General features: G+C 74.2%; 5 protein-coding genes and 2 pseudogenes. All 7 read left to right on the top strand.

Features of this window, described 5'->3' with window-relative positions; translation table 11 throughout:
- Positions 1 to 7 precede the first annotated feature (7 nt).
- Positions 8 to 10,243, top strand: a pseudogene (locus OG792_RS20065) (type I polyketide synthase); the annotation flags it as partial.
- Positions 10,244 to 10,352: 109 nt separating this feature from the next.
- Positions 10,353 to 16,493 (top strand): annotated as a pseudogene (locus tag OG792_RS20060) (type I polyketide synthase); the annotation flags it as partial.
- Positions 16,494 to 16,533: 40 nt separating this feature from the next.
- Positions 16,534 to 17,403, top strand: a complete 870-nt coding sequence (locus tag OG792_RS20055) for a 3-hydroxyacyl-CoA dehydrogenase family protein (protein WP_329101076.1) — start codon at positions 16,534 to 16,536, stop codon at positions 17,401 to 17,403.
- A gap of 35 nt (positions 17,404 to 17,438) precedes the next feature.
- Positions 17,439 to 17,726, top strand: coding sequence for an acyl carrier protein (locus tag OG792_RS20050; RefSeq protein WP_329101074.1), 288 nt, complete (start codon positions 17,439 to 17,441; stop codon positions 17,724 to 17,726).
- The gene (locus OG792_RS20045; RefSeq protein ID WP_329101072.1) at positions 17,719 to 18,843 is read left to right on the top strand and encodes an acyl-CoA dehydrogenase family protein; all 1,125 of its coding nucleotides are present in this window, start codon (positions 17,719 to 17,721) and stop codon (positions 18,841 to 18,843) included. The genes OG792_RS20050 and OG792_RS20045 overlap by 8 nt, the downstream gene beginning before the upstream one ends.
- Positions 18,840 to 19,943, top strand: a complete 1,104-nt coding sequence (locus OG792_RS20040; RefSeq protein ID WP_329101070.1) for an HAD-IIIC family phosphatase — start codon at positions 18,840 to 18,842, stop codon at positions 19,941 to 19,943. Before OG792_RS20045 ends, OG792_RS20040 begins: the two co-directional genes overlap by 4 nt.
- A 244-nt stretch (positions 19,944 to 20,187) precedes the next feature.
- The gene (locus OG792_RS20035) at positions 20,188 to 22,164 is read left to right on the top strand and encodes an AfsR/SARP family transcriptional regulator (RefSeq protein ID WP_329101068.1); all 1,977 of its coding nucleotides are present in this window, start codon (positions 20,188 to 20,190) and stop codon (positions 22,162 to 22,164) included.
- Positions 22,165 to 22,178: the final 14 nt, after the last annotated feature.

The raw sequence follows: 22,178 nt of genomic DNA, 5'->3' as shown, positions 1-22,178 counted from the left end.
ACAGAAGCTCCGCGACTACCTCAACCGCGTCACGATCGACCTGCAACGCACCCGTCGGCAGCTCGCCGAGGCCGAGGCCGCCGCCCACGAGCCGGTGGCGATCGTCGCCATGAGCTGCCGATTCCCCGGCGGCGTACGCACCCCCGAGCAGCTGTGGGACCTGGTCGCCGACGGCCGCGACACGGTGACGGCGCTGCCCGGCGACCGTGGCTGGGACGTCGCCGGGCTCGGCGCGGGCAACGTGCCCTGCCAGGGCGCCTTCGTCGACGGGATCGCCGACTTCGACCCCGGCTTCTTCGCGATCTCGCCGCACGAGGCGACCGCGCTGGACCCGCAGCAACGGCTGCTGCTGACCACGGTGTGGGAGGCGATCGAGCGGGCCGGTATCGACCCGGCCTCGCTGCGCGGCAGCTCCACCGGGGTGTACGCGGCCGCCGTCGACCAGGGATACGCCCAGCTCGCCATGCACGGGGTACCGGCCGTGCAGAACTTCGTGGTGACCGGCAACTCGATGAGCGTGCTGTCCGGACGGGTGTCGTACGCGCTCGGGCTGGAGGGACCCGCGCTCACCGTGGACACCGCGTGCTCGTCCTCGCTCGTCGCCCTGCACCTGGCCGTGCAGGCGTTGCGCCGGCAGGAGTGCTCGCTGGCGCTGGCCGCCGGCGTGACCCTGATGTCCCTGCCGCTGGTGTACGCGGAGTTCAGTCGCCAGGGCGCGATGTCCCCCGACGGCCGCTGCAAGGCGTTCTCGGCGACCGCCGACGGTACCGGCTGGGGCGAGGGGGTCGGCGTCCTGCTGCTCGAACGGCTCTCCGACGCGCGTCGGCACGGGCATCCGGTACTGGCCGTCGTCCGTGGCTCCGCCACCAACTCCGACGGTGCCAGCAACGGGCTCACCGCCCCGAACGGCCCCTCGCAACAGCGCCTCATCCAGGCTGCGCTCGCCGACGCCGGCCTCACCGCCGCCGAGGTCGACGCGGTCGAGGCGCACGGCACCGGCACCACGCTCGGTGACCCGATCGAGGCCGACGCGGTGCTCGCCACGTACGGGCAGGGGCGGCCCGTGGACCGGCCGCTCTGGCTGGGCTCGCTGAAGTCGAACATCGGGCACACCCAGGCGGCGGCCGGGGTGGCCGGGGTGATCAAGACCGTGCTCGCGCTCGGTCACGGCGTGCTGCCCCGTACGCTGCACGTCACCGAACCCACGCCGCACGTCGACTGGTCCGGCGGCCGGGTCGAGCTGCTGACGGAGAACCGGCCGTGGCCGGAGACCGGCCGGCCGCGTCGGGCGGGTGTCTCGGCGTTCGGCATGAGCGGGACGAACGCCCACGTCATCGTCGAACAGGCACCCGCACCCGAACCGGCGGAAGCCACCGGCACGCGCCGGCCACCGGCCCCGGCCGCGCCGTACGTCGTCTCCGGGCGTACCGCCGCCGCGCTGCGTGACCAGGCGGTACGGCTCAACGGCCGGCTCGCCGCCGACCCGGACGCGAACCTCGCCGACCTCGGCTTCTCGCTGGCCACCACGCGTACGGCGTTCGAGCACCGGGCGGTGGTGGTGGCGGGCGACCGTACCGAACTGCTCGCCGGGCTCGGCGCCCTCGTCGCCGACCGGGCCCCGGTGCCCGGCGTGGTCGTCGGCGACACCGCCGCCGGTGCCGGCCGGACCGTGTTCGTCTTCCCCGGACAGGGCGCGCAGTGGGACGGGATGGCCCGCGAGCTGCTCGCCGAGTCCCCGGTCTTCTCCGCCGCCATCGCCGAGTGCGACCGGGCCCTGGCCGAGTTCGTGACCTGGTCGCTGACTGACGTGCTGCGCGGCGTGGCCGGAACACCCCCGCTCGACCGGGTCGACGTCGTGCAGCCGGCGCTGTTCGCGACGATGGTGTCCCTCGCCGCGCTGTGGCGCTCCTGGGGCGTCGAACCCGCCGCCGTCGTTGGACACAGCCAGGGCGAGATCGCGGCGGCCGTGGTCGCGGGCGCGCTGTCGCTGGCCGACGGGGCGAAGGTCGTGGCGCTGCGCAGCCGGGCGATCGGTGTGCTCGCCGGGCACGGCGGCATGGTCTCCCTGGCCGTCGGGCACGAGCGCGCCGCCGTCGAGATCGCCCCCTGGGGGGACAGCATCTGCGTGGCGGCGGTCAACGGCCCCGGCGCGGTGGTGGTTTCGGGCGAGCCGGACGCGCTCACCGAACTGGTGGCCCACTGCACCGCCAACGGCGTACGCGCCACCCGGTTGCCGGTCGACTACGCCTCCCACTCGGCGCACGTCGAGCGGATCCGCGAGGACCTGCTGACCGCGCTCGCCGGCCTCGACCCCCGCCCGGGTGACGTCCCGCTGTTCTCCACGCTCACCGGTGCACGACTCGACACCGGCGGCATGGACGCCGACTACTGGTACCGCAACCTGCGCGGCACCGTACGGTTCGAGGACACGATCCGGGAGCTGGCGCGACAGGGCCACGACGTGTTCGTCGAGGTCTCGCCGCACCCGGTACTGACCGTGCCGGTGCGGGACACCGTCGAGAGCACCGGCCCGACCGGTGCCGTGGTCGAGGGCACGCTCCGGCGGGACGAGGGCGGCCTGCGGCGCGCGCTGACCTCGGCGGCCGAACTCTGGGTACGTGGCGTCAGCGTTGACTGGACCACCGTGTTCCCGGACGCCGGCGTGGTGCGGCTGCCCACGTACCCGTTCCAGGAACGCCGCTTCTGGGCGGCGGCCGCACCCACCGCGGACGCGTCCGGCGACGACGGCGGGTTCTGGGAACTGCTCGCCCACGCGGAGCCGGACGAACTCGCCGGCGTGCTCGCCGTCGACGCCGAGCCGCTCGGCCGGGTGCTGCCCGCACTGCGCTCCTGGCACCGGCGCCAACGGGAGAGCGCCACGCTCGACGCCCTGCGCTACCGGGTGACCTGGCAACGGCTTCCCGACCCGGCGGCGGCCACGCTCACCGGCCGGTGGCTGCTGGTGCTGCCACCGGGACACGCCGACCTCCCGTACGCCGCCTGGGTCACCGAAACCCTGGCCGCCCTCGGCGCCGCCGTCGGCACCGTCGAGTTGACCGATGACGACGTGGACCGGACCCGACTGGCCGGGCGCCTTGGCGCCGGGGAACCACCGGTCGGGGTGCTCTCCCTGCTGGCCCTGGCGGAACGGCCGGGCCCGCACCACCCGGCCCTGCCGGTGGGTACCGCGCTCACCGTCGCGCTCGTCCAGGCACTCGGTGACACCGGCTCCACCGCGCCACTGTGGTGCCTGACCGCCGGCGCCGTCTCGACCGGCGCCGCCGATCCCCTCACGGCCCCCCGCCAGGCGCTGGTCTGGGGCACCGGCATGGTGGCCGCGCTCGAAGCGCCGCAGCGCTGGGGCGGCCTGATCGACCTGCCCGCCACCGGGGACGACGCCGCCGGGCTGCGGCTCGCCGCCGCGCTCGGCGCCGGCGGCCTCGGGGAAGACCAAATCGCGGTACGCCCGAACGGTCTCTTCGTCCGCCGCCTCGTGCCCGCCCCGAGGTCCCCGAACACCCCCTCCCGCCCGTGGCGACCCCGGGGCACGGTGCTGCTCACCGGCGGCACCGGCGCCGTCGGCCCGCACCTCGCCCGGTGGCTGGCCGGTGCCGGCGCCGAGCACCTGGTGCTGCCGGGACGCCGGGGCGAGGACGCCCCCGGCGTGGCCCGGCTCCGCGAGGACCTGGCCGGGCACGGCACCCGGCTCTCCCTGCCGGTCTGCGACCTCGCCGACCGTGACCAGGTCGAGCGGCTGCTCACCGAGCTCGACGAGCAGGGCACCCCGGTACGCGCGGTGCTGCACGCCGCCGCGTTCATCGCGCTCGGCCCGCTCGACACCACGCCGCTGGACGCGTTCGCCGACGTCGTCGCGGCCAAGGCGGTCGGCGCGGAACACCTCGACGCGCTGCTCGACCGGGACCTCGACGCGTTCGTGCTCTTCTCCTCGATCGCCGGGGTCTGGGGCAGCGGCGACCACGGTGCCTACGCCGCCGGCAACGCCTATCTCGACGCGCTCGCCCAGCACCGCCGGGCCCGGGGACTGACCGCGACGACCGTCGACTGGGGCGTCTGGCGGTCCGGCGCCCCCGGTCAGCCGGCCGGGACGGGCGACGGCGCCGACCTGTTCAACCTGGACGAGCACGGCCTGCGCCGCCTCGACCCCGACACCGCCGTCGCCGCGCTCCAGCAGGTCCTCGACGACGACGAGACCGTCATCACCGTCGCCGACGTCGACTGGGGACGGTTCGCGCCGGTGTTCACCTCGGTCCGGCCCAGCCCACTGTTGCGTACGATCCCGGGGGCGAGCGAAGCCGGCGCCGACGATGGCACCGCCGAGGTCGCCTCCCCGCTGGCCGACCGGCTGTCCCGGATGACGCCGGCCGAGGGCACCCGGCTGGTGCTGGACCTGGTCCGGGCGCAGGCCGCGGCGGTTCTCGGCCACGACTCGCCGCAGTCGGTCCCGGCCGCGAGGGCGTTCCAGGAGCTGGGTTTCGCGTCCCTGACCGCCGTCGAGCTGCGCAACCGTCTCAACGACGCCACCGGGCTGCGGCTGCCGTCCTCGCTGGTCTTCGACTACCCCAACGCCGGTACGCTCGCCGCGCACATCACCGAGGAACTGCTCGGCGGCCCGGCCGCCGTACCCGGAATTGACGCCCCGGCGACGGCGGACCCGGCCACGGACGACGACCGGATCGCCATCGTCGCGATGAGCTGCCGGCTGCCCGGCGGGATCGACACCCCGGACAAGCTCTGGCGGCTGCTGGTGGACGGCGGCGACGCCGTCACCGGCTTCCCGGCCGATCGCGGCTGGCCGGGCGACGAGCTCTACCACCCGGACCCCGACAACGCCGGCACCGCGACGACCCGGCACGGCGGCTTCCTGCACGACGCCGGTCGGTTCGACGCCGCCTTCTTCGGCATCTCGCCGCGCGAGGCGATCGCGATGGACCCGCAGCAACGGCTGCTGCTGGAGACGTCATGGGAGGCGATGGAACGGGCCGGGCTGGATCCGGAGAAGCTGCGCGGCTCCCGAACCGGCGTCTACGTCGGCGTCAACTACGGCGACTACGCGTCGGTGGTGGCCCGGTCCGGGGACGGCGAGGGGCACCTGCTCACCGGCAGCGCGGCCAGCGTCGTGTCGGGCCGGGTCGCGTACACGTTCGGGTTCGAGGGTCCGGCCCTCACCGTGGACACCGCCTGCTCGTCGTCGCTGGTGGCGCTGCACACCGCCGCGCGGGCGCTGCGCGCCGGGGACTGCTCGCTGGCCCTGGTCGGCGGAGTGGCGGTGATGGCGACGCCCGGCGCGATCCTCAGCTTCTCCCGGCAGCGCGGGCTCGCCGCCGACGGCCGGTGCAAGGCGTTCGCCGACACCGCCGACGGCATGGGCATGGGCGAGGGGATCGCCGTCCTGGTCGTCGAGCGGCTCGCCGACGCCCGCCGCGACGGGCACCCGGTGCTGGCCGTGCTGCGCGGGTCCGCGGTCAACTCCGACGGTGCCAGCAACGGCCTCTCCGCCCCGAACGGCCCGTCCCAGCAGCGGGTCATCCGGGCCGCGCTGGCCGACGCCGGTCTCACCACGGGTGACGTGGACGTCGTGGAGGCGCACGGCACCGGCACCACGCTCGGCGACCCGATCGAGGCACAGGCGCTGCTGGCCACGTACGGGCAGCACCGGCCCGCCGACCGGCCGGTGCTGATCGGCTCGCTCAAGTCGAACATCGGCCACACCCAGGCCGCCTCGGGCGTGGCCGGGGTGATGAAGACCGTGCTGGCGCTGAACCACGGCCTGGTCCCGCCGACGCTGCACGTGGACCGGCCGACCGGCCAGGTCGACTGGGACCGGGGCGCCGGGGAACTCGTGACCACCCTCGTGCCCTGGCCGGCGACCGGCCGCGCGCGCCGGGCCGGCGTCTCCTCGTTCGGCCTGAGCGGCACGAACGCCCACGTCATCCTGGAACAGGCACCGGAGCCGGACCAGCCGGAACGGGATCGGGCGCCGGAACCGGAACAGACGCCGGATCCGGACCAGGGGCCGGTACATGGGCACGGGCCGCTGCCGTGGGTGCTGTCGGCGCGTACCCCGGCCGCGCTGGCCGACCAGGCGGCGCGGCTGCGGGAACACCTGGACGGCGTCGGCGGAGCCGGGCCGGCGGACGTGGGGCTGTCCCTCGCCGGCCGGACGGCGGCAACGCACCGGCTCGTGCTCGTCGGCGAGGGCGACGAGCTGGACTCGGCCCTGCGCGCGATCGTCGCCGACACCGGCACCAACGCGGCGGTTTCCGGCGTGCCGGACCCGGAGAGCCGGGCCGTGTTCGTCTTCCCCGGTCAGGGCTCCCAGTGGGCCGGGATGGCCCGGATCCTGCTCACGGACTCGCCGACGTTCGCGAACCGGATGGCCGACTGCGACACCGCTCTCGCGCCGTACCTGGAGTGGTCGGTGCTGGACGTGGTGCGCTCGGCGGCGCCGCTGGACCGGGTCGACGTGGTCCAGCCGGTGCTGTTCGCCGTACTGGTGTCGCTCGCCGCGCTCTGGCGCTCGTACGGTGTGGAACCCGACGCCGTCGTGGGCCACTCGCAGGGTGAGATCGCCGCGGCCGTTGTCGCCGGTGGACTGTCGCTCGACGACGGCGCCCGAGTCGTGGCGCTGCGCTCGCAGGCCATCGCCGAGCTGGCCGGCACCGGCGGCATGGTGTCGGTCAGCCTGCCCCGGGAGCGGGTCGAGAAGCTGCTGGCACCGTGGCACGGGCGCCTCTCCGTGGCGGCGGTCAACGGCCCGTCCACCGTGGTCGCCGCCGGGGAGACCGACGCGATCACCGAGCTGCTCGCCGTCTGTGACCGCGAGGCCGTCCGGGCCCGCCGCATCGATGTCGACTACGCGTCGCACTCGGCGCAGGTCGAGCGGATCGAGGCGGGGCTGCTGCGGGCCCTGGCGCCGATCACACCGCGCGGCGCCAGCGTGCCGCTGTTCTCCACCGTCACCGGCGGCTGGCTCGACACCGCCGGCATGGACAACGCCTACTGGTACGCCAACCTGCGCAACACCGTCGGTTTCGAACCCGCCGTCCGCGACCTGGCCGAGCAGGGCTTCACCACGTTCATCGAGATCAGCCCGCATCCCGTGCTCACCGCGGCGATCGAGGAGACGATCGAGGCCGCCGGCCGCGACGGAGTGGTGCTCGGCACCCTGCGCCGTGACGAGGGGGATCGGCGCCGTCTCCTGCTCTCCCTCGGCGCGGCCTGGGTCGCCGGGCGGCCGGTGGACTGGCCGGCCGTGTTCGCCGGAACCGGAGCCCGGCGGGTCGAGCTGCCCACCTACCCGTTCCAGCACCGGCACTACTGGGCGAGCCCGGCCGCCGGGTCCGGTGCCGGGGACGTCGCCGCGGCGGGCCTCGACGCGGCCCGGCACCCGCTGCTCGGCGCGGCCACCGAGGTCGCCGGCACCGGTGAGATCCTGCTCAGCGGGCGGCTGTCGGTGCGGACCCACCCGTGGCTCGCGGACCACGCCGTCGCCGGGGTGGTGCTGCTGCCGGGCGCGGCGTTCGTCGACGTGGCGCTGCGGGCCGCCGCCGAGGCCGGCTGTGCGCTGATCGAGGAACTCACGCTGGAGGCGCCACTGGTGCTGCCGCCCGGCGTGGCGGTCCGCCTCCAGGTCCGGGTGGGCCCGCCGGAACCGGACGGCGGCCGTACGCTCGCGGTCCACTCACGAGCCGAGGACGCCCCGGACTCCTCCTGGGTCCGGCACGCGACCGGCAGCCTGGCCGAGCACGCCCGCCCGGCCCCGGTGAGCCAGGAAACCTGGCCGCCGCCGGGCGCCAACGCCGTGAAAATCAGTGACCTGTACGACGGCCTCGCCGGCTCCGGCTACGAGTACGGCCCGACCTTCCGTGGCGTCCGGGCTGCCTGGCGCCTCGGCGACGAGATCTTCACCGAGGTGAGCCTGCCGTCGGGCGACGAGTCGGGCACCGCCGCGTACGCGGTGCATCCCGCCCTGCTCGACGCCGCCCTGCACGGAATGTGGATCGGGCCCGGCGCCGATGCCGGGGTGCCGGAGCCGGGCACCGCGCGGCTGCCGTTCTCCTGGACCGGTGTCACCCTGCACGCGGTCGGTGCGACGGCGCTGCGGGTCAGGCTGCGCTTCGACGCCGACGGCCGGGTCACGATCGACGCGGCGGACGCCAATGGACAGCCCGTGCTCTCGGTTGACGGGCTGGTGACCCGGCCGGTCCGGACGGACTCGCTGGCCCCGTCGGCGGCGTCCGGCGTACCGGAATCGCTTTTCCGGGTGGAATGGGTCCCGCTGCCGGGCGTCGACGCGCGGCTCGCGCCGCACGGACGCTGGGCCGCGATCGGACCCGCCGGCCTGCTCCCCGACATGTACGCCGACCTGGCCGAACTCGGCGACGCACTCGACCGGGGCGCGGCCGTGCCGGACGTCGTCTGCGTCGCGAACCGGTTCGCCGGGGACGACGCCGCAACCGTCCGGACGGCGACCACCGCCGCACTGACCCTGATCCAGCAGTGGCTCGCCGACGACCGGTACGCGGACAGCACGCTCGTGTTCGTCACCGCCGGAGCCGTCGAGGCGATCCCCGGCGAGGGCGTCGCCGACCTGGCCGGCGCGGCGGTACGGGGACTCGTCCGCTCGGCCCAGTCGGAGCACCCGGACCGGTTCACCCTGGTCGACGCCACCGACCCGGCCGAACTGTCCACCCTGCTGCCCTCGGCCCTCGCGGCGGCCGAACCCCAACTCGCCATCAGACGCGGCGCGCTGCTCGCCGCCCGCCTGGTACGCGTCCCGACACTCGCCGACCCGGCCGTGCCGTTCGACCCGGTGGCACGCGTCCCGTCACCCACCGACCCGGCCGTGCCGTTCGACCCGGGCGGCACGGTACTCGTCACGGGCGCCACCGGGCTGCTCGGCGGCCTGGTGGCCCGGCACCTCGCGGCCCGGTACGGGACACGGCACCTGCTGCTGCTCGGCCGACGGGGAGCGGACGCGCCACGGGCCGCGCAGCTGCTCGCCGACCTGCGGGACCTGGGCGCCGAGGCGACGTGGGGCGCCTGCGACGTCGCCGACCGGGACGAGCTCGCGGCGGCGCTGGCCGGCATCCCCGCCGATCGTCCGCTGACCGCGGTGGTGCACGCGGCCGGGGTGCTCGACGACGGCGTCGTGGCATCGCTGGACCCGCGGCGCCTCGACACCGTGCTGCGGCCCAAGGTCGACGGCGCGCTGCACCTGCACGAGCTGACCCGGGACCTGCCGCTCGCGGCGTTCGTGCTGTTCTCCTCGGCCGCCGGCGTGATCGGCAGCGCCGGGCAGGCCAACTACGCCGCCGCGAACGCCTTCCTGGACGCGCTGGCCACCCGGCGGCACGCGCGGGGCATGCGCGGCCAGTCGCTCGCGTGGGGGCTGTGGGAGCAGCGCAGCGAGATGACGGGCAGCCTCGGCGACACCGCGCGGCAGCGGTTGACCCGGGGCGGGGTGGTGGCGTTCTCGGCCGCCGAGGGCCTGGCCCTGTTCGACGCGGCGCTGGGCGTGGACGAGGCGGTGCTGGTGCCCGTACACCTGGAATTGGGCCGGCAGCGGTGGGCGACGACCTCGGCCGACGTTCCCCCGCTGCTGCGCGGCCTGGTCCGGGGAGTGGTCCGGCGCGCGGCCGGTACCGGCGCCGTCGACGTCACCGGGGCGACCGCACTGCGCCGACGGTTTTCCACGCTGCCGGCCGCCGAGCGCGCGGCGCTGCTGGAGGAGATCGTCCGGGACCGGGTGGCGCGGGTGCTGCGCCATCGGGGCGCCGACGCCGTCGACCCCGCGCTGGCGTTCAAGGACCTCGGGTTCGACTCGCTGACCTCGGTCGAGCTGCGCAACCAGCTCAACGCCGCCACCGGGCTGCGGCTGCCCGCGACGCTCGTGTTCGACCACCCGACACCCGAGGCCGTGGCGGCGTACATCGCCGGGCGGGTGGCACCGGAGGCCACCGGCGAGGCGCCGGCCGTGGCCGTCGACGACGAGACGGTACGCCGCCTGCTGGCCACCATCCCGCCGCAGCGCCTGCGCACCGCCGGCCTGCTCGACGCCCTGCTGCGGCTGCGTGAACCGGGACCCGCGCCGACAGCCGACGCCCGCCGCGCCGCGCCGATCCCCGAGTTGGCGCAGCCGGCGCCGGACGAGCCCGCGTCGATCCGGGACATGAACGTGGACGACCTGGTTCGGATGGCGCTCGGTGACGGCCGTGCCTGACCAGTCCGACGAGGAGAGGACCGCCATGGCGGCAGATCAGGTTGTCGAGGCCCTTCGCGCCACCCTGCTGGACAACCAGCGGTTGCGAGCCGAGGTCGACCGAGCCCGCGAACCGGTGGCGATCGTCGGGATGGCCTGCCGGTTCCCCGGCGGGGTGAGCGGTCCCGACGAGCTGTGGGACCTGCTGATCGCCGAGCGTGACGGCGTCACCGGCGTCCCCGCCGACCGCGGTTGGGACCTGCCGCCGGTCGACCCGGCCGGGGCCGGCGACCCCGCCGGCTCGTCCGGCCTCCGGGGCGGTTTCCTGCCCGACGCCCTCGACTTCGACGCCGGGTTCTTCGGCATCTCGCCGCGCGAGGCGCTCGCCATGGACCCGCAACAGCGGCTGCTGCTTGAGGTCTGCTGGGAGGCGATCGAGCGTACCGGCATCGACCCGTACCGCCTGCGTGGTGGCGACACCGCCGTCTACGCGGGCGTCATCAACAGCGACTACGGCACCCGGCTCGGGCGGGTTCCGGAGGACCTCGCCGGCTTCCTCGGCACCGGCACCATCCCCAGCGTCGTCTCCGGGCGCGTCGCGTACCTGCTCGGGCTTGAGGGCCCCGCGGTCAGCCTGGACACCGCCTGTTCCTCCTCACTGGTCGCCATCCACCTGGCCTGCCAGGCGCTGCGGGCGGGGGACACGTCACTCGCGCTCGCCGGTGGGGTGACGGTGATGAACGCGCCGGGAGTGCTCAGCGGCGCGCACCGGCAGGGCGGCCTCGCCCCGGACGGCCGGTGCAAGTCGTTCTCGGCGAGCGCGGACGGTGCCGCGTTCGGCGAGGGCGTCGGCGTGGTCGTGCTGGAACGCCTCGGCGACGCCCGCCGCAACGGGCACCCGGTGCTGGCCGTCGTCCGGGGCTCGGCCGTCAACCAGGACGGTGCGAGCAACGGGCTGACCGCCCCCAACGGTCCGGCCCAGCAGCGGGTGATTCGCAAGGCGCTGGAGAACGCGGGACTGTCCCCGGCCGACGTCGACGCCCTGGAGGCGCACGGCACCGGGACCGTACTCGGCGATCCGATCGAGGCACAGGCGGTGCTTGACGTGTACGGCCGCGACCGGCCCGCCGGCCGGGAACTGCTGATGGGTTCGCTGAAGTCGAACCTCACCCACACCCAGGCGGCGGCCGGCGTCGGCGGCGTCATCAAGATGGTGCTGGCGATGCGGCACGGCATCCTGCCCCGCTCGCTGCACATCGACGAGCCGAGCGCCCAGGTCGACTGGGGCGAGGGCGGCGTCGCGCTGCTGCGGGCGGCGACACCCTGGCCGGCGGGCGGCACCGTACGCCGCGCCGCCGTGTCGTCGTTCGGCGCCAGCGGCACCAACGCCCACCTCGTCCTGGAGTCCATCGCCGCCGATCCGGCACGACCCGGCGATCCGGTCGCCGAACCGGCACGACCCGCCGATCCGGTCGCCGATCCGGCACGGCCCGGCGAACCCGCACGGCCCGGCGGCCCGGTCGCCTGGACCCTGTCCGGGCGCACTCCCGCCGCGCTCCGCGACCAGGCGGCTCGGCTGCACTCCCGGCTGACCGCCGAGCCGGACCTGCACCCGGCCGACGTCGGCCTGTCGCTGGCGCTCGACCGCTCCCGCTTCGCCGAGCGGGCGGTCGTCGTCGGCACCGGCCGCGCGGAGCTGCTCGACGCGCTCGCCGCGGTGTCCCGGGGAGACAACACGAACCGGGCCGTGCTCGGCACCGCCCCGGCCCGGCCCGGTCGGCCGGTGTTCGTCTTCCCCGGCCTCGGTGCCGAGTGGCCCGGGATGGCCCGCGAACTCCTCGACAGCTCACCCGCCTTCGCCGCACGGATGGCCGACTGCGAGCGAGCCTTCGCCGCCCACCTCGACTGGTCACCGGTCGCGGTGGTGCGCGAGGAGCCCGGCGCACCCTCGATCGAGGACGTACGGGTGCTCCAACCGGTGCTGTTCTCCGTGCTGGTGTCACTGGCCGCCGTCTGGCAGGCGTACGGGATCGAGCCGGCCGCCGTCGTCGGGCACAGCCAGGGTGAGGTCGCCGCGGCCTGTGTCGCCGGCCACCTCTCGCTGGCGGACGGCGCCCTGATCGCGGTGCTGCGCAGCCGTGCGCTCGCCGAGGTGGCCGGCGGCGGGGGCATGGCGACCCTGATGCTCACCGTCGCCGAGACCGAGAAGCTGATCGCCGGGTACGACGGCCGGCTCTCCCTCGCCGCCGTCAACGGTCCACGGGTCGTCGTCGTCGCGGGCGAGGCGCCCGCCCTGGACGACCTGCTCGCCGAGACCGGGGCCGACGGCATGCTGACCTTCCGGACCCCGGTCGACTACGCCCCGCACTCCGCCGACATCGACCGGGTCCGGGACTCCCTCCTCGCCGGGCTCGGCGAGCTGCGTCCCCGCCGGGGCGGCGTGCCGATGATGTCGACGGTGGACGCCGGGTGGGTCGAGTCACCGGCGCTCGGTGCCGACTACTGGTACCGCAACCTGCGGCAGACCGTACGGTTCCACGAGGCCGCACAGTTGCTGTTCGACGCCGGCCACCGGACCTTCGTGGAGGTCAGCCCGCACCCGACGCTCACCTTCAGCCTGCGGGACGCGGCGGTCGACGCCGGGCTCACCGAACTCGCCATGGTCGAGACGCTGCGTCGCGACGACGGCGGCAGCACTCGGCTGCTGACCTCGCTCGGCCAGGCCCACGTCGCCGGGCTCCCGGTCGACTGGCGGCCGGCGTACGAGGGCACCGGCGCCCGCCGCGTCGACCTGCCCACGTACGCCTTCCAGCGTCAGCGTTACTGGCTGGACCCGACCCCGGCCGGGGGCGATCCGGTGTCGATGGGACAGCGCGACCCAGGGCACCCGCTGCTGAGCGCCACCGTGGAGCTGCCCGGCACCGGCGGCACCGTGTTCACCGGGCGGCTGTCGCTGGCGGAGCAGCCCTGGCTCGCCGACCACGCGGTCCGGGGTGCGGTCCTGCTGCCCGGAGTGGCGTACGTCGAGATGGCCGCGCACGCCGGCGGACAGCTCGGCTGTGCCCTCGTCGAGGAGCTCACCCTCGCCGCGCCGCTCCTGCTGCCGGCCGGCGACGACGGCACCGGCGTGCAGCTACGGCTGACCGCGGGTACGCCGGACCACGCCGGGCGTCGGGTGATCGAGTTCCACTCCCGGTCCGAGCAGGCCGGACCCGATGCCGAGTGGACCGGCCACGGCAGCGGCGTACTCGCCCCCTCCGGGCCGCTGCCGAGCGCCGTCACGGGCGTCGTGTGGCCACCGACCGGCGCGCGGCAGATGCGCATCGGCGAGCTGTACGGCTTCCTCCGCGACCGTGGCGTCGAGTACGGTCCCGCCTTCCGGGGCCTGCGCGCGGCCTGGTCGCGCGGTGACGAGATCTTCGCCGAGGCGGCGCTGCCCGAGCTGGGCGCGGACGGCTTCCCGATGCACCCGGCGTTGCTCGACGCGTTCCTGCAAACCGTCAGCCTGCGCGACGCGGGGGTCGGCCGTGAGGCGGAGCGGCAGCCCGAGGCGACCGGCGTCCCGCTGCCCTTCGTCTGGCAGCAGGTGCGTCTCTGGGCCGGCGCCCGGCCGGGCCAGACGCTGCGCGTGGCGCTGCGCCCGACCGGCCCGGACGAGGTCTCGCTCCAGGTCACCGACGAGGACGGCCGGGCGGTGGTCACGGTCGGCACGCTCACCATGCGGACCGCCTCGTTCGACTCGCTGCGTCCCGCCACCGACTCGCTGTACCGGGTCGAGTGGAGCACCCTGGACGCTCCCGCCGGGATCGCCTCGGCCGGGCTCTGGGCCCGGCTCGGCGCGGACGACGAGCGGCTGCTGCCCGCCGGTACGCCCGCCGTCACCGACGCCGTCGCCGGCCTGGACGCGGTACTCCTGGCGTGCCCGCCGCCCGCCGCCGCCACGCCCGCGTTCGTGCACGAGACCACCGCCGCCGTCCTGGAGCAGTTGAACGCCTGGCTGCGGCGCCCGGCCGTCGGCAGCCCGCCGCTGGTGGTGCTCACCCGGGGCGCCGCCGACATCGGCGACGTGCCGCCGGACCTGGCGGCTGCGGCCGTCCACGGCCTGGTCCGCTCCGCGCAGCAGGAACACCCGGGCCGGCTGGTCCTGGTCGACTCCGACGACCCGCGCAGCACCGCGGAACTGCTGCCCGCCCTGCTCGCGTCCGGTGAGCCCGAGGTGGCGCTGCGGGCCGGGCGGATCCGGGTGCCCCGGCTGCGGCCGGTACGGCCCGCCGAGGCGCGGACCGATGTTTTCGACGGCACCGGCACCGTGCTGCTGACCGGTGGCGGGGTTCTGGCCGGCATCCTCGCCCGGCACCTGGTGACCCGGCACGGCGTACGCCGGCTGCTGCTGCTCAGTCGACGCGGGGCGGACGCGCCGGGAGTGCCCGAGCTGATCGCCGAGCTCGGCACGGCCGGCGCGCGGGTGACGGCGCAGCGGTGTGACGTGACCGACCGGGCGGCGCTCGACGCGGCACTGGCCGGTGTCGCGGCCGAGCACCCCGTGACGGCGGTCGTGCACACGGCCGCGGTGATCGATGACGCCCTGCTCGCCGATGTCACGCCCGAGCGGCTCGGCCGGGTGCTGGCGCCCAAGGTCGACGGGACGTGGCACCTGCACGAGGCGACCCGGAACCTCCCGCTGCGCGCGTTCGTGGTCTACACCTCGGTGGCCGGGCTGTTCGGTGGGCCCGGCCAGGCGGCGTACGGTGCCGCGAATGGTGCCGCGGAGGCGCTGATGGTGGCCCGGCACCGCGACGGGCTGCCCGCCACCTCGCTCGCCTGGGGGCTGTGGGAGCAGCGCAGCGGCCCGACCGGGGCGCTGTCGGACATCGATATCAACCGGATGGCGCGCAGTGGCGTGCTGAGCCTGACCGCCGAGGCCGGCACGGCGCTGTTCGACGCGGCGCTGACCCGGCCCGATCCGGTCCTCGTGCCGGTCGCGCTCGACCTCGCCGCGTTCCGTACCGGGCCGGTGCCGTACCTGCTCCGTTCGTTGGTGCGTACCTCGGGCCCGGAGACCGCCACGGTGGACTCGGGGCTGCGGGACCGACTGGCGGTGGCGCAGGCCGACGAGCAACTGGCGATCCTGCTGGAGGCGGTACGCGTGCACGCCGCCCAGGTGCTCGGGCACGCCGACGCCGACGCGGTCGGTGCGCAGGAGGCGTTCCTGTCGGTCGGGTTCGACTCGCTCACCGCGCTTGAGTTGCGCAACCGCCTGGCCGGGGCCACCGGGCTGAACCTGTTGCCGACCGTCGTGTTCTCCAGCGGCACGCCCGCCAAGCTCGCCGACCTGGTACGGGTGGAGTGGGCCGCCGCCGCGGCTGCCGAACGACAGGTCACCAGCGAACAGCCGGGCAGCCAGCCGGTGGCCCCGGTTGCGCCCCGCTCCGACGACGACCCGGTCAGCACGCTGTTTCGGCAGCTCTGCCGTCGGGGTCGGTCCGACGAGGCGATCGACCTGCTCAAGAACGCCTCGGCGCTGCGTCCGGAGTTCCACACCGCGGCCCAGCTACGGGACTCGGCGGAACCACCGACGCTGCTGCGGATCAACACCCACGAGGAGGCGCCCCAGCTGATCTGCTTCGGCTCCCTCGTCGCGCTCGGCGGCGGCCACCAGTACGCCCGGTTCGTCAACCGCTTCCGCGGCACGTACGGCTCCAGCGTCCTGTCCGCCCCCGGCTTCCTGCCGGGACAGCGGGTGCCGTCGGCGATGGGTCCGTTGCTGGAGTACCACGCCGAGGAGGTCCTCGAACGGCTCGGCGGGGACCGGCCCCTGGTCCTGCTCGGCTCCTCCTCCGGCGGCACGGTCGCCCACGGGGTCGCCGCCGAGTTGGAGAAACGCGGCGTACGACCGGCGGCGGTGGTGCTGCTGGACACGTACCTGTCGGACAACAGGGCGATGACCCAGTTCAACGACGTGCTGCTGAGCGGCATGTTCGACCGCGAGGACCAGGCGGTCCCGTTGGACGGCGCCCGGCTCACCGCGATGGGCAAGTACTTCCGGATTCTCGACGACTACCGGGCGCCACGGGTGGCGGCCCCGGTCCTGCTCGTCCGGGCCTCCAGCCCGCTCGGTGCCGCCGCGCCCGCCGTCGGTGACTGGCGGTCGAGCTGGCCCGGGGCACACGCGGTGATCGATGTCGACGGCGATCACTTCTCGATGATGGAGCAGCACGTGGCCACCACGGCCACCGCCGTCTCCGACTGGCTCGCGTCGATCCTCTCCTGACCCCGACCCCCGCAGCAGTCACGGAAGGGCTCTGTCCACGATGAGCACAGCAACCTGGTCCGAAGCGTCGGATGTGCACCGGCTCGCCGTGGTGGGCGGCGGCGTCATGGGCGTCGGCATCACCACCCTGGCCCTCGTCCGGGGCCTGCCGGTCCTGCTCGTCGACGTCGGCGAGCAGGCGCTGGACCGCGCTCGTGAGCGCATCGACGGCGAGTTGCGGATGGCGCAGTTGATGGGACGGCTCTCCGGCGACGTACCGGTGGGAACGCTCACCACGACGAGCACCCTCGCGGACGCGGCCGGGGCGAGCGCGGTCATCGAGGCCACCACGGAGGACATCGCGGTCAAGGCGAAGGTGATCGCCGAGGTGTCGGCGCTGGTGCGGCCGGGAACCCCGCTGGTCTCCAACACCTCTTCGATCCCGATCGACGAGCTTGCCGACTTCGCGAAGCGCCCCGACGAGGTGGTGGGCACGCACTTCATGAACCCGCCGTACCTTATCCGTACGGTGGAGGTCATCCGCGGACGTCGGACCGGCGAGGCGGTGATGGCCTCGCTCGGCGACGCGCTGGCCGCCCTGGGCCAGGAGCCGATAGTGGTCGGGGACGCCCCGGGCTTCGTCACCAGTCGGATCCTGCATCCCATGATCAACGATGCGGCCCGGATAGTGCAGGCCGGCACCGCGAGCGTCGAGGCCGTCGACTCCCTGATGGAGAACTGTCTGGGGCACCGGACCGGCCCGCTGCGGACGGCCGACCTGATCGGCATCGACAACCTCGTCGACTCGCTCCGGGTGCTGGTCGAGCGCACCGGCGACGAGGGCTGCCGCCCCTGTGACCTGCTTCTGGAGAAGGTCCGCCTGGGCCACCTCGGCCGCAAGTCCGGCCGCGGCTTCTACGCGTACGGCTGATCAGCAGCGCCACGACTAACCCCCTGGAGACACTGATGGACACGACGAACACCGACCCGGACGCGACCGTGGACGGCGGGACGGTCGAGAAGGACCTGCTCGCGTTCCTGGCGGCCCAGACCAGGCGAACCTGGGAGCCGGATACGGACCTGTTCGCCACGGGCGGACTCTCCTCGCTGTTCGCCATGCAGCTGGTGGTCCACCTGGAGACGACCTTCGGCATCTCCATCCGGGGCGCGGACCTGCGGCTCGACAACTTCCGGACGGTCGACAACATGGTGGCGCTGGTGCGTCGCCTGGGTGGCGGGAGCGCCGGTGAGTGACCCGCTCGCCGCGCCCCGTGCCCTGCTCACCGGCCTGGTCGGCGACCAGGCGGAGGGCTGGGACCGGGCCGGCCGGCTGCCCCGGGAGCTGCTGACGAAGCTGGGCGCCGCCGGCTACCTCAGTCCCGGCGTCCCCACCGCCTACGGCGGCGTGGGCTGGACCAGCTCCCGCGACGGCGAGTTCACCGCGCATGTCGGCAGCCTCTGCTCGTCGCTGCGCAGCGTCATGACCTCGCAGGGCATGGCGGCCTGGACGATTGAGCGGCTGGGTGACGAGGAGCAGCGGGCGGACCTGCTGGGGCGGCTTACCGGTGGGGAACTGGCCGCGGTCGCATTCAGCGAGCCGCAGGCCGGTAGTGACCTGTCCGCCATCGCCACCCGGATCCGCCACGACGGCGGCGCGGTGGTGGTCGACGGTCGGAAGACCTGGTCGACGGCGGCCGTCTACGCCGACTTCGTCGTCGTGTTCGGGTTGCTGGACGACGGCGCCGCCGGCGCCGTCGTGGTGCCGACCGACGCCCCCGGCGTCGAGATCGAGCGGATCGCCGATCCGCTGGGTTGCCGCGCCGCCGGGCACGCGGATCTGCGGCTGAGCGGGGTACGCCTGCCAGCCTCGCATCTGCTCGGCGGTGGCGGCCAGTTCCTGCCGTTGCTGGTCACCACCGCACTGGCGTACGGCCGGATGTCGGTGGCCTGGGGCTGCGTCGGCATCCTCCGCGCCTGCCTGCACGCCGCCGGTGAGCACGCGCGCAGCCGGGAGCAGTTCGGCCGGACGCTCGGCGGGCACCAGCTCGTCGCCCGGCACCTGGCCGAGCTGCTGGTCGCCGAGCAGGCGGCCACCCGAGCCTGCGAGCACGCCAGCCGCTGCTGGGACGAGCGCTCGCCGGACCAGGTGATCGCCACCGTCCTGGCCAAGCACACGAGCGCCACGTACGCGGCGCGCGGGGCCGCAGCGGCGGTGCAGGTCCTGGCCTCGGCCGGTGCCCGGGACGGGCACGCGGTGGCGCGCGCGTACCGGGACGCCAAGTGCATGGAGATCATCGAGGGCAGCAACGAGATGTGCCAGCTGCTGCTGGCCGATCACGTACTGAGCGGTGGGGGAGGGGGAGGACGTTGAGCGAGGACACGTCGCCGGGGGCGCCGACCATGGTGAAGTGCCTGGTCTGGGATCTCGACAACACGCTGTGGCGGGGCACCCTGCTGGAGGACGGCGAGGTGACGCTGGCCGACGAGTTGCGGGCGGTCGTCGTCGAGTTGGACGCGCGCGGCATCCTCCAGTCGGTCAGCAGCCGTAACGACCACGACCTGGCGTGGGCGCGGTTGGAGGCGCTCGGCATCGCGGAGTACTTCGTGCTGCCGGAGATCGGCTGGGGTCGCAAGTCCGACGCGGTACGCCGGATAGCGGAGACGCTGAACTTCGCCCTCGGCACGATCGCGTTCGTCGACGACCAGCCGACCGAGCGTGCCGAGGTCACATACCACCTGCCGGAGGTGCGGTGCTATCCGGCCGAGACGGCATTGACGCTGCCCGGTCTGGCGGAGTTCTCCCCGCCGTTTCGCACGGTCGACTCGCGCCGGCGGCGGGAGATGTACCAGGCCGGGTTCCAGCGGGACGCCGAGCGGGCCGGATTCACCGGCCCCGACGAGGACTTCCTGCGCTCACTGGAGCTGGTGATGCGGGTCGATCGGGCCACCGAGCAGGAGCTGTCGCGCGTCGAGGAGCTGACGCTGCGGACCAGCCAGATGAACGCGACGGGTGTGCACTACTCGGACGAGACGCTGCGCGGGCTGCTCCGGGAACCGGGCCACGAGGTGCTGGTGGCCTCGCTCACCGACCGGTTCGGACCGTACGGCGCCGTCGGCGTCGTTCTCGTGGAGAAGCATTCGGACGTCTGGCACCTGCGCCTGCTCGCCACGTCGTGCCGGGTGGTCTCGTTCGGCGCCGGTTCCGTCCTGATTGCCTGGCTGGCGGGCCAGGCGGCGCGGGCGGGCGTCCACTTTCTCGCCGACTTCCGGCCCACCGACCGGAACCGGATGATGGAGGTCGCCTACCGGTTCGCCGGCTTCGACGACGAGGTCTGTGACTGTCGGGACGCGCTCGCCGCGCCCGGCGCCGACGGGGTCCAGCGGCTGCATCTCGTGCCCGTCGAGTGGGCCGGTTCGTCCACCGTGCGGCTTGACGCACCCGATCTGGCCGGGGTTTCCGTGGGTCGCTGAGAAAGATCGAGATCGTCTATACCCGGGTGCGGTGGGTGCCGGTCCACCGGTGATATTGCGTTTATGCATATCAATGCAACATCCGGCATCGCCGTGCTGGCCAATTGTGTACCGGGTGCTCGATTTTGCCCACCGGGATTTAACTTCGTCGTCAAATCCGGAGCCTTCCTCACGTGTACAACAGATGACAACACGGGGGTGGGTTTCCCCTGGCAGGGAAACGCTCGGCTGAAGTGAGCAAATAGTGGAGTTTCTCTTTCTTGGCCCGTTGGTGGTCCGCTCCGGTGACAGCGAGGTCACGATTTCAGCTCCCCGGCAGCGGGTCGTGTTGACGACACTTCTGCTGTCTCCGAACAAGGTGGTGCCCGTCGACCGCATAGCGAAGCTCGTCTGGGACAACCCGCTGCCGCCCAGTGCGGCGGCCACCGTCCGGACCTACGTCATGCGGCTGCGCCAGGTCCTCGGCAAGGCCGGGGCGGAGCGGATCGTCACCCGTGCCCCCGGCTACCTCCTGCGGGCCGAGGAGGACGAGACGGATCTCGGCCGGTTCCACGCGCACCGGCGGGCGGCGAAGCGGCTCGCCGAGCGGGACGACCTGCCCGGCGCCGTGGCAGAACTCGACCAGGGTCTCGGTCTGTGGCGCAACGACCCCTTCCTGGACGTGCCGTCGCCGCGTCTGCGCGATTCCGAGGGCGTCCACCTGCGGGAGTTGCGGTTGCAGGCGCTGGGCTGGCGGGTGGACATGCAGCTGTTCCTGGGGCGGCACGCCGAGCTGCTGCCCGAGCTACGGCAGATCGTCGCCGAGCAACCGTTCAACGAGGCGTTCGTCGGTCGGCTCATGCTGGCTCTCGCCCGTGCGGGTCAGCAGCCCGAGGCGCTTGAGCTGTACCGGCGTACCCGGGCGGATCTGATCGCCGAATTCGGCATGGAGCCCGGCAACGACCTGCGGGAGATCCAGGGCCGGATCCTGCGTACGGAGGCAAAGTCGCCCGCTTCGGTGGCCGTCTGGGGCGGGCCGGCGCATCCCGTCCGCGACGAGCGCGCCGGATCGGAGGAGGAGGTGGAGGTCGAGGTGGAGACGCTGCTGCCGGCGCAGCTCCCGCCCGCGGTACACGACTTCACCGGCCGGGCCCCGGAGACCCGGGAACTCGCGGCACTGCTCACCTCGCCCGCCTCGCCGGCCCTGGTCGCCGTTATCACCGGCGGGCCCGGCGTCGGCAAGACCAGCCTGCTGCTGCGGGCCGCCCACGCCGCGCGTGCCGACTTCCCGGACGGGCAGCTCTACACCAGCCTTGAGGACGACCACGGCCGCCCGAGCGATCCCGCCGACGTCGCCGGCCGGTTCCTCGTCGGCCTCGGGGTGCCGGAACACGCCGTCCCGAGCCGGGGCACCGACCGGCTCGCCACGTACCGCTCCGTCATCGCGCGGCGCCGGGTGCTGGTCGTACTCGACGATGTGACGTCCGGATCCCAGGTGGGTCCGCTGATGCCCGGCAGCGGCGACAGCAGGGTTCTGGTCAGTAGCCGGTCCCACCTCGTCGACGTGGACTGGTCCCGCACCATCCAACTGGCCGCCCTCGACGACGACGAGTCGCTCGGGCTGCTCGCCGGCATCATCGGGCGGGAGCAGACGGACGCGGCGCCCGAGGCGGTCCGCTGGATCGTGCACGCCTGCTCCGGGCTGCCCCTGGCCCTGCGCGTCGCCGGACTGAGGGTGGCGCACCGTACGCATCGCAAGCTCGACGCCCTCGCGCGCCGGCTGGCGGACCCGCGGCGGATTCTCGACGAGCTCCAGTTCGGCGAGCTCGTCGTGCGTACGGCACTGGACCGGGCGTACGACGACCTGGCCGCCCAGGGCCGCAACGGCACGGACCTGCGGCTGACCCTGCGCCGGCTCGGCATGATCCCCCCGCGTTGCATCCGGCCACCGACGGTGGGCGCCCTGCTTGAGTGCAGCCCGGAGCAGGCCGAGGAACTGCTGGACGATCTCGTGGACGCGCACCTGCTGCGGGCCGAGGACGGTGGCTGCTACCAGATGCCGTGGCTGATCTGGGTGCACGCCCAGGAGCGGATGTACCGGGAGGAGTTGTCCGGGTACTACGTCGCGGCGGTGGAGCGGCTGGCCCGTTACCGTCGAAGCAGCCCCGAGGGAAACTGCCACTCCTGCCGTACGCAGCGCTGGATCGCCGAAGCCCTGGCACGCGCCGAGCACCGCACCTGACGTGACCCGTCCGG

Source organism: Micromonospora sp. NBC_01699 (genome assembly GCF_036250065.1).
Lineage (GTDB): Bacteria > Actinomycetota > Actinomycetes > Mycobacteriales > Micromonosporaceae > Micromonospora_G.
This window is presented reverse-complemented; position numbering and strand designations above follow the sequence as displayed.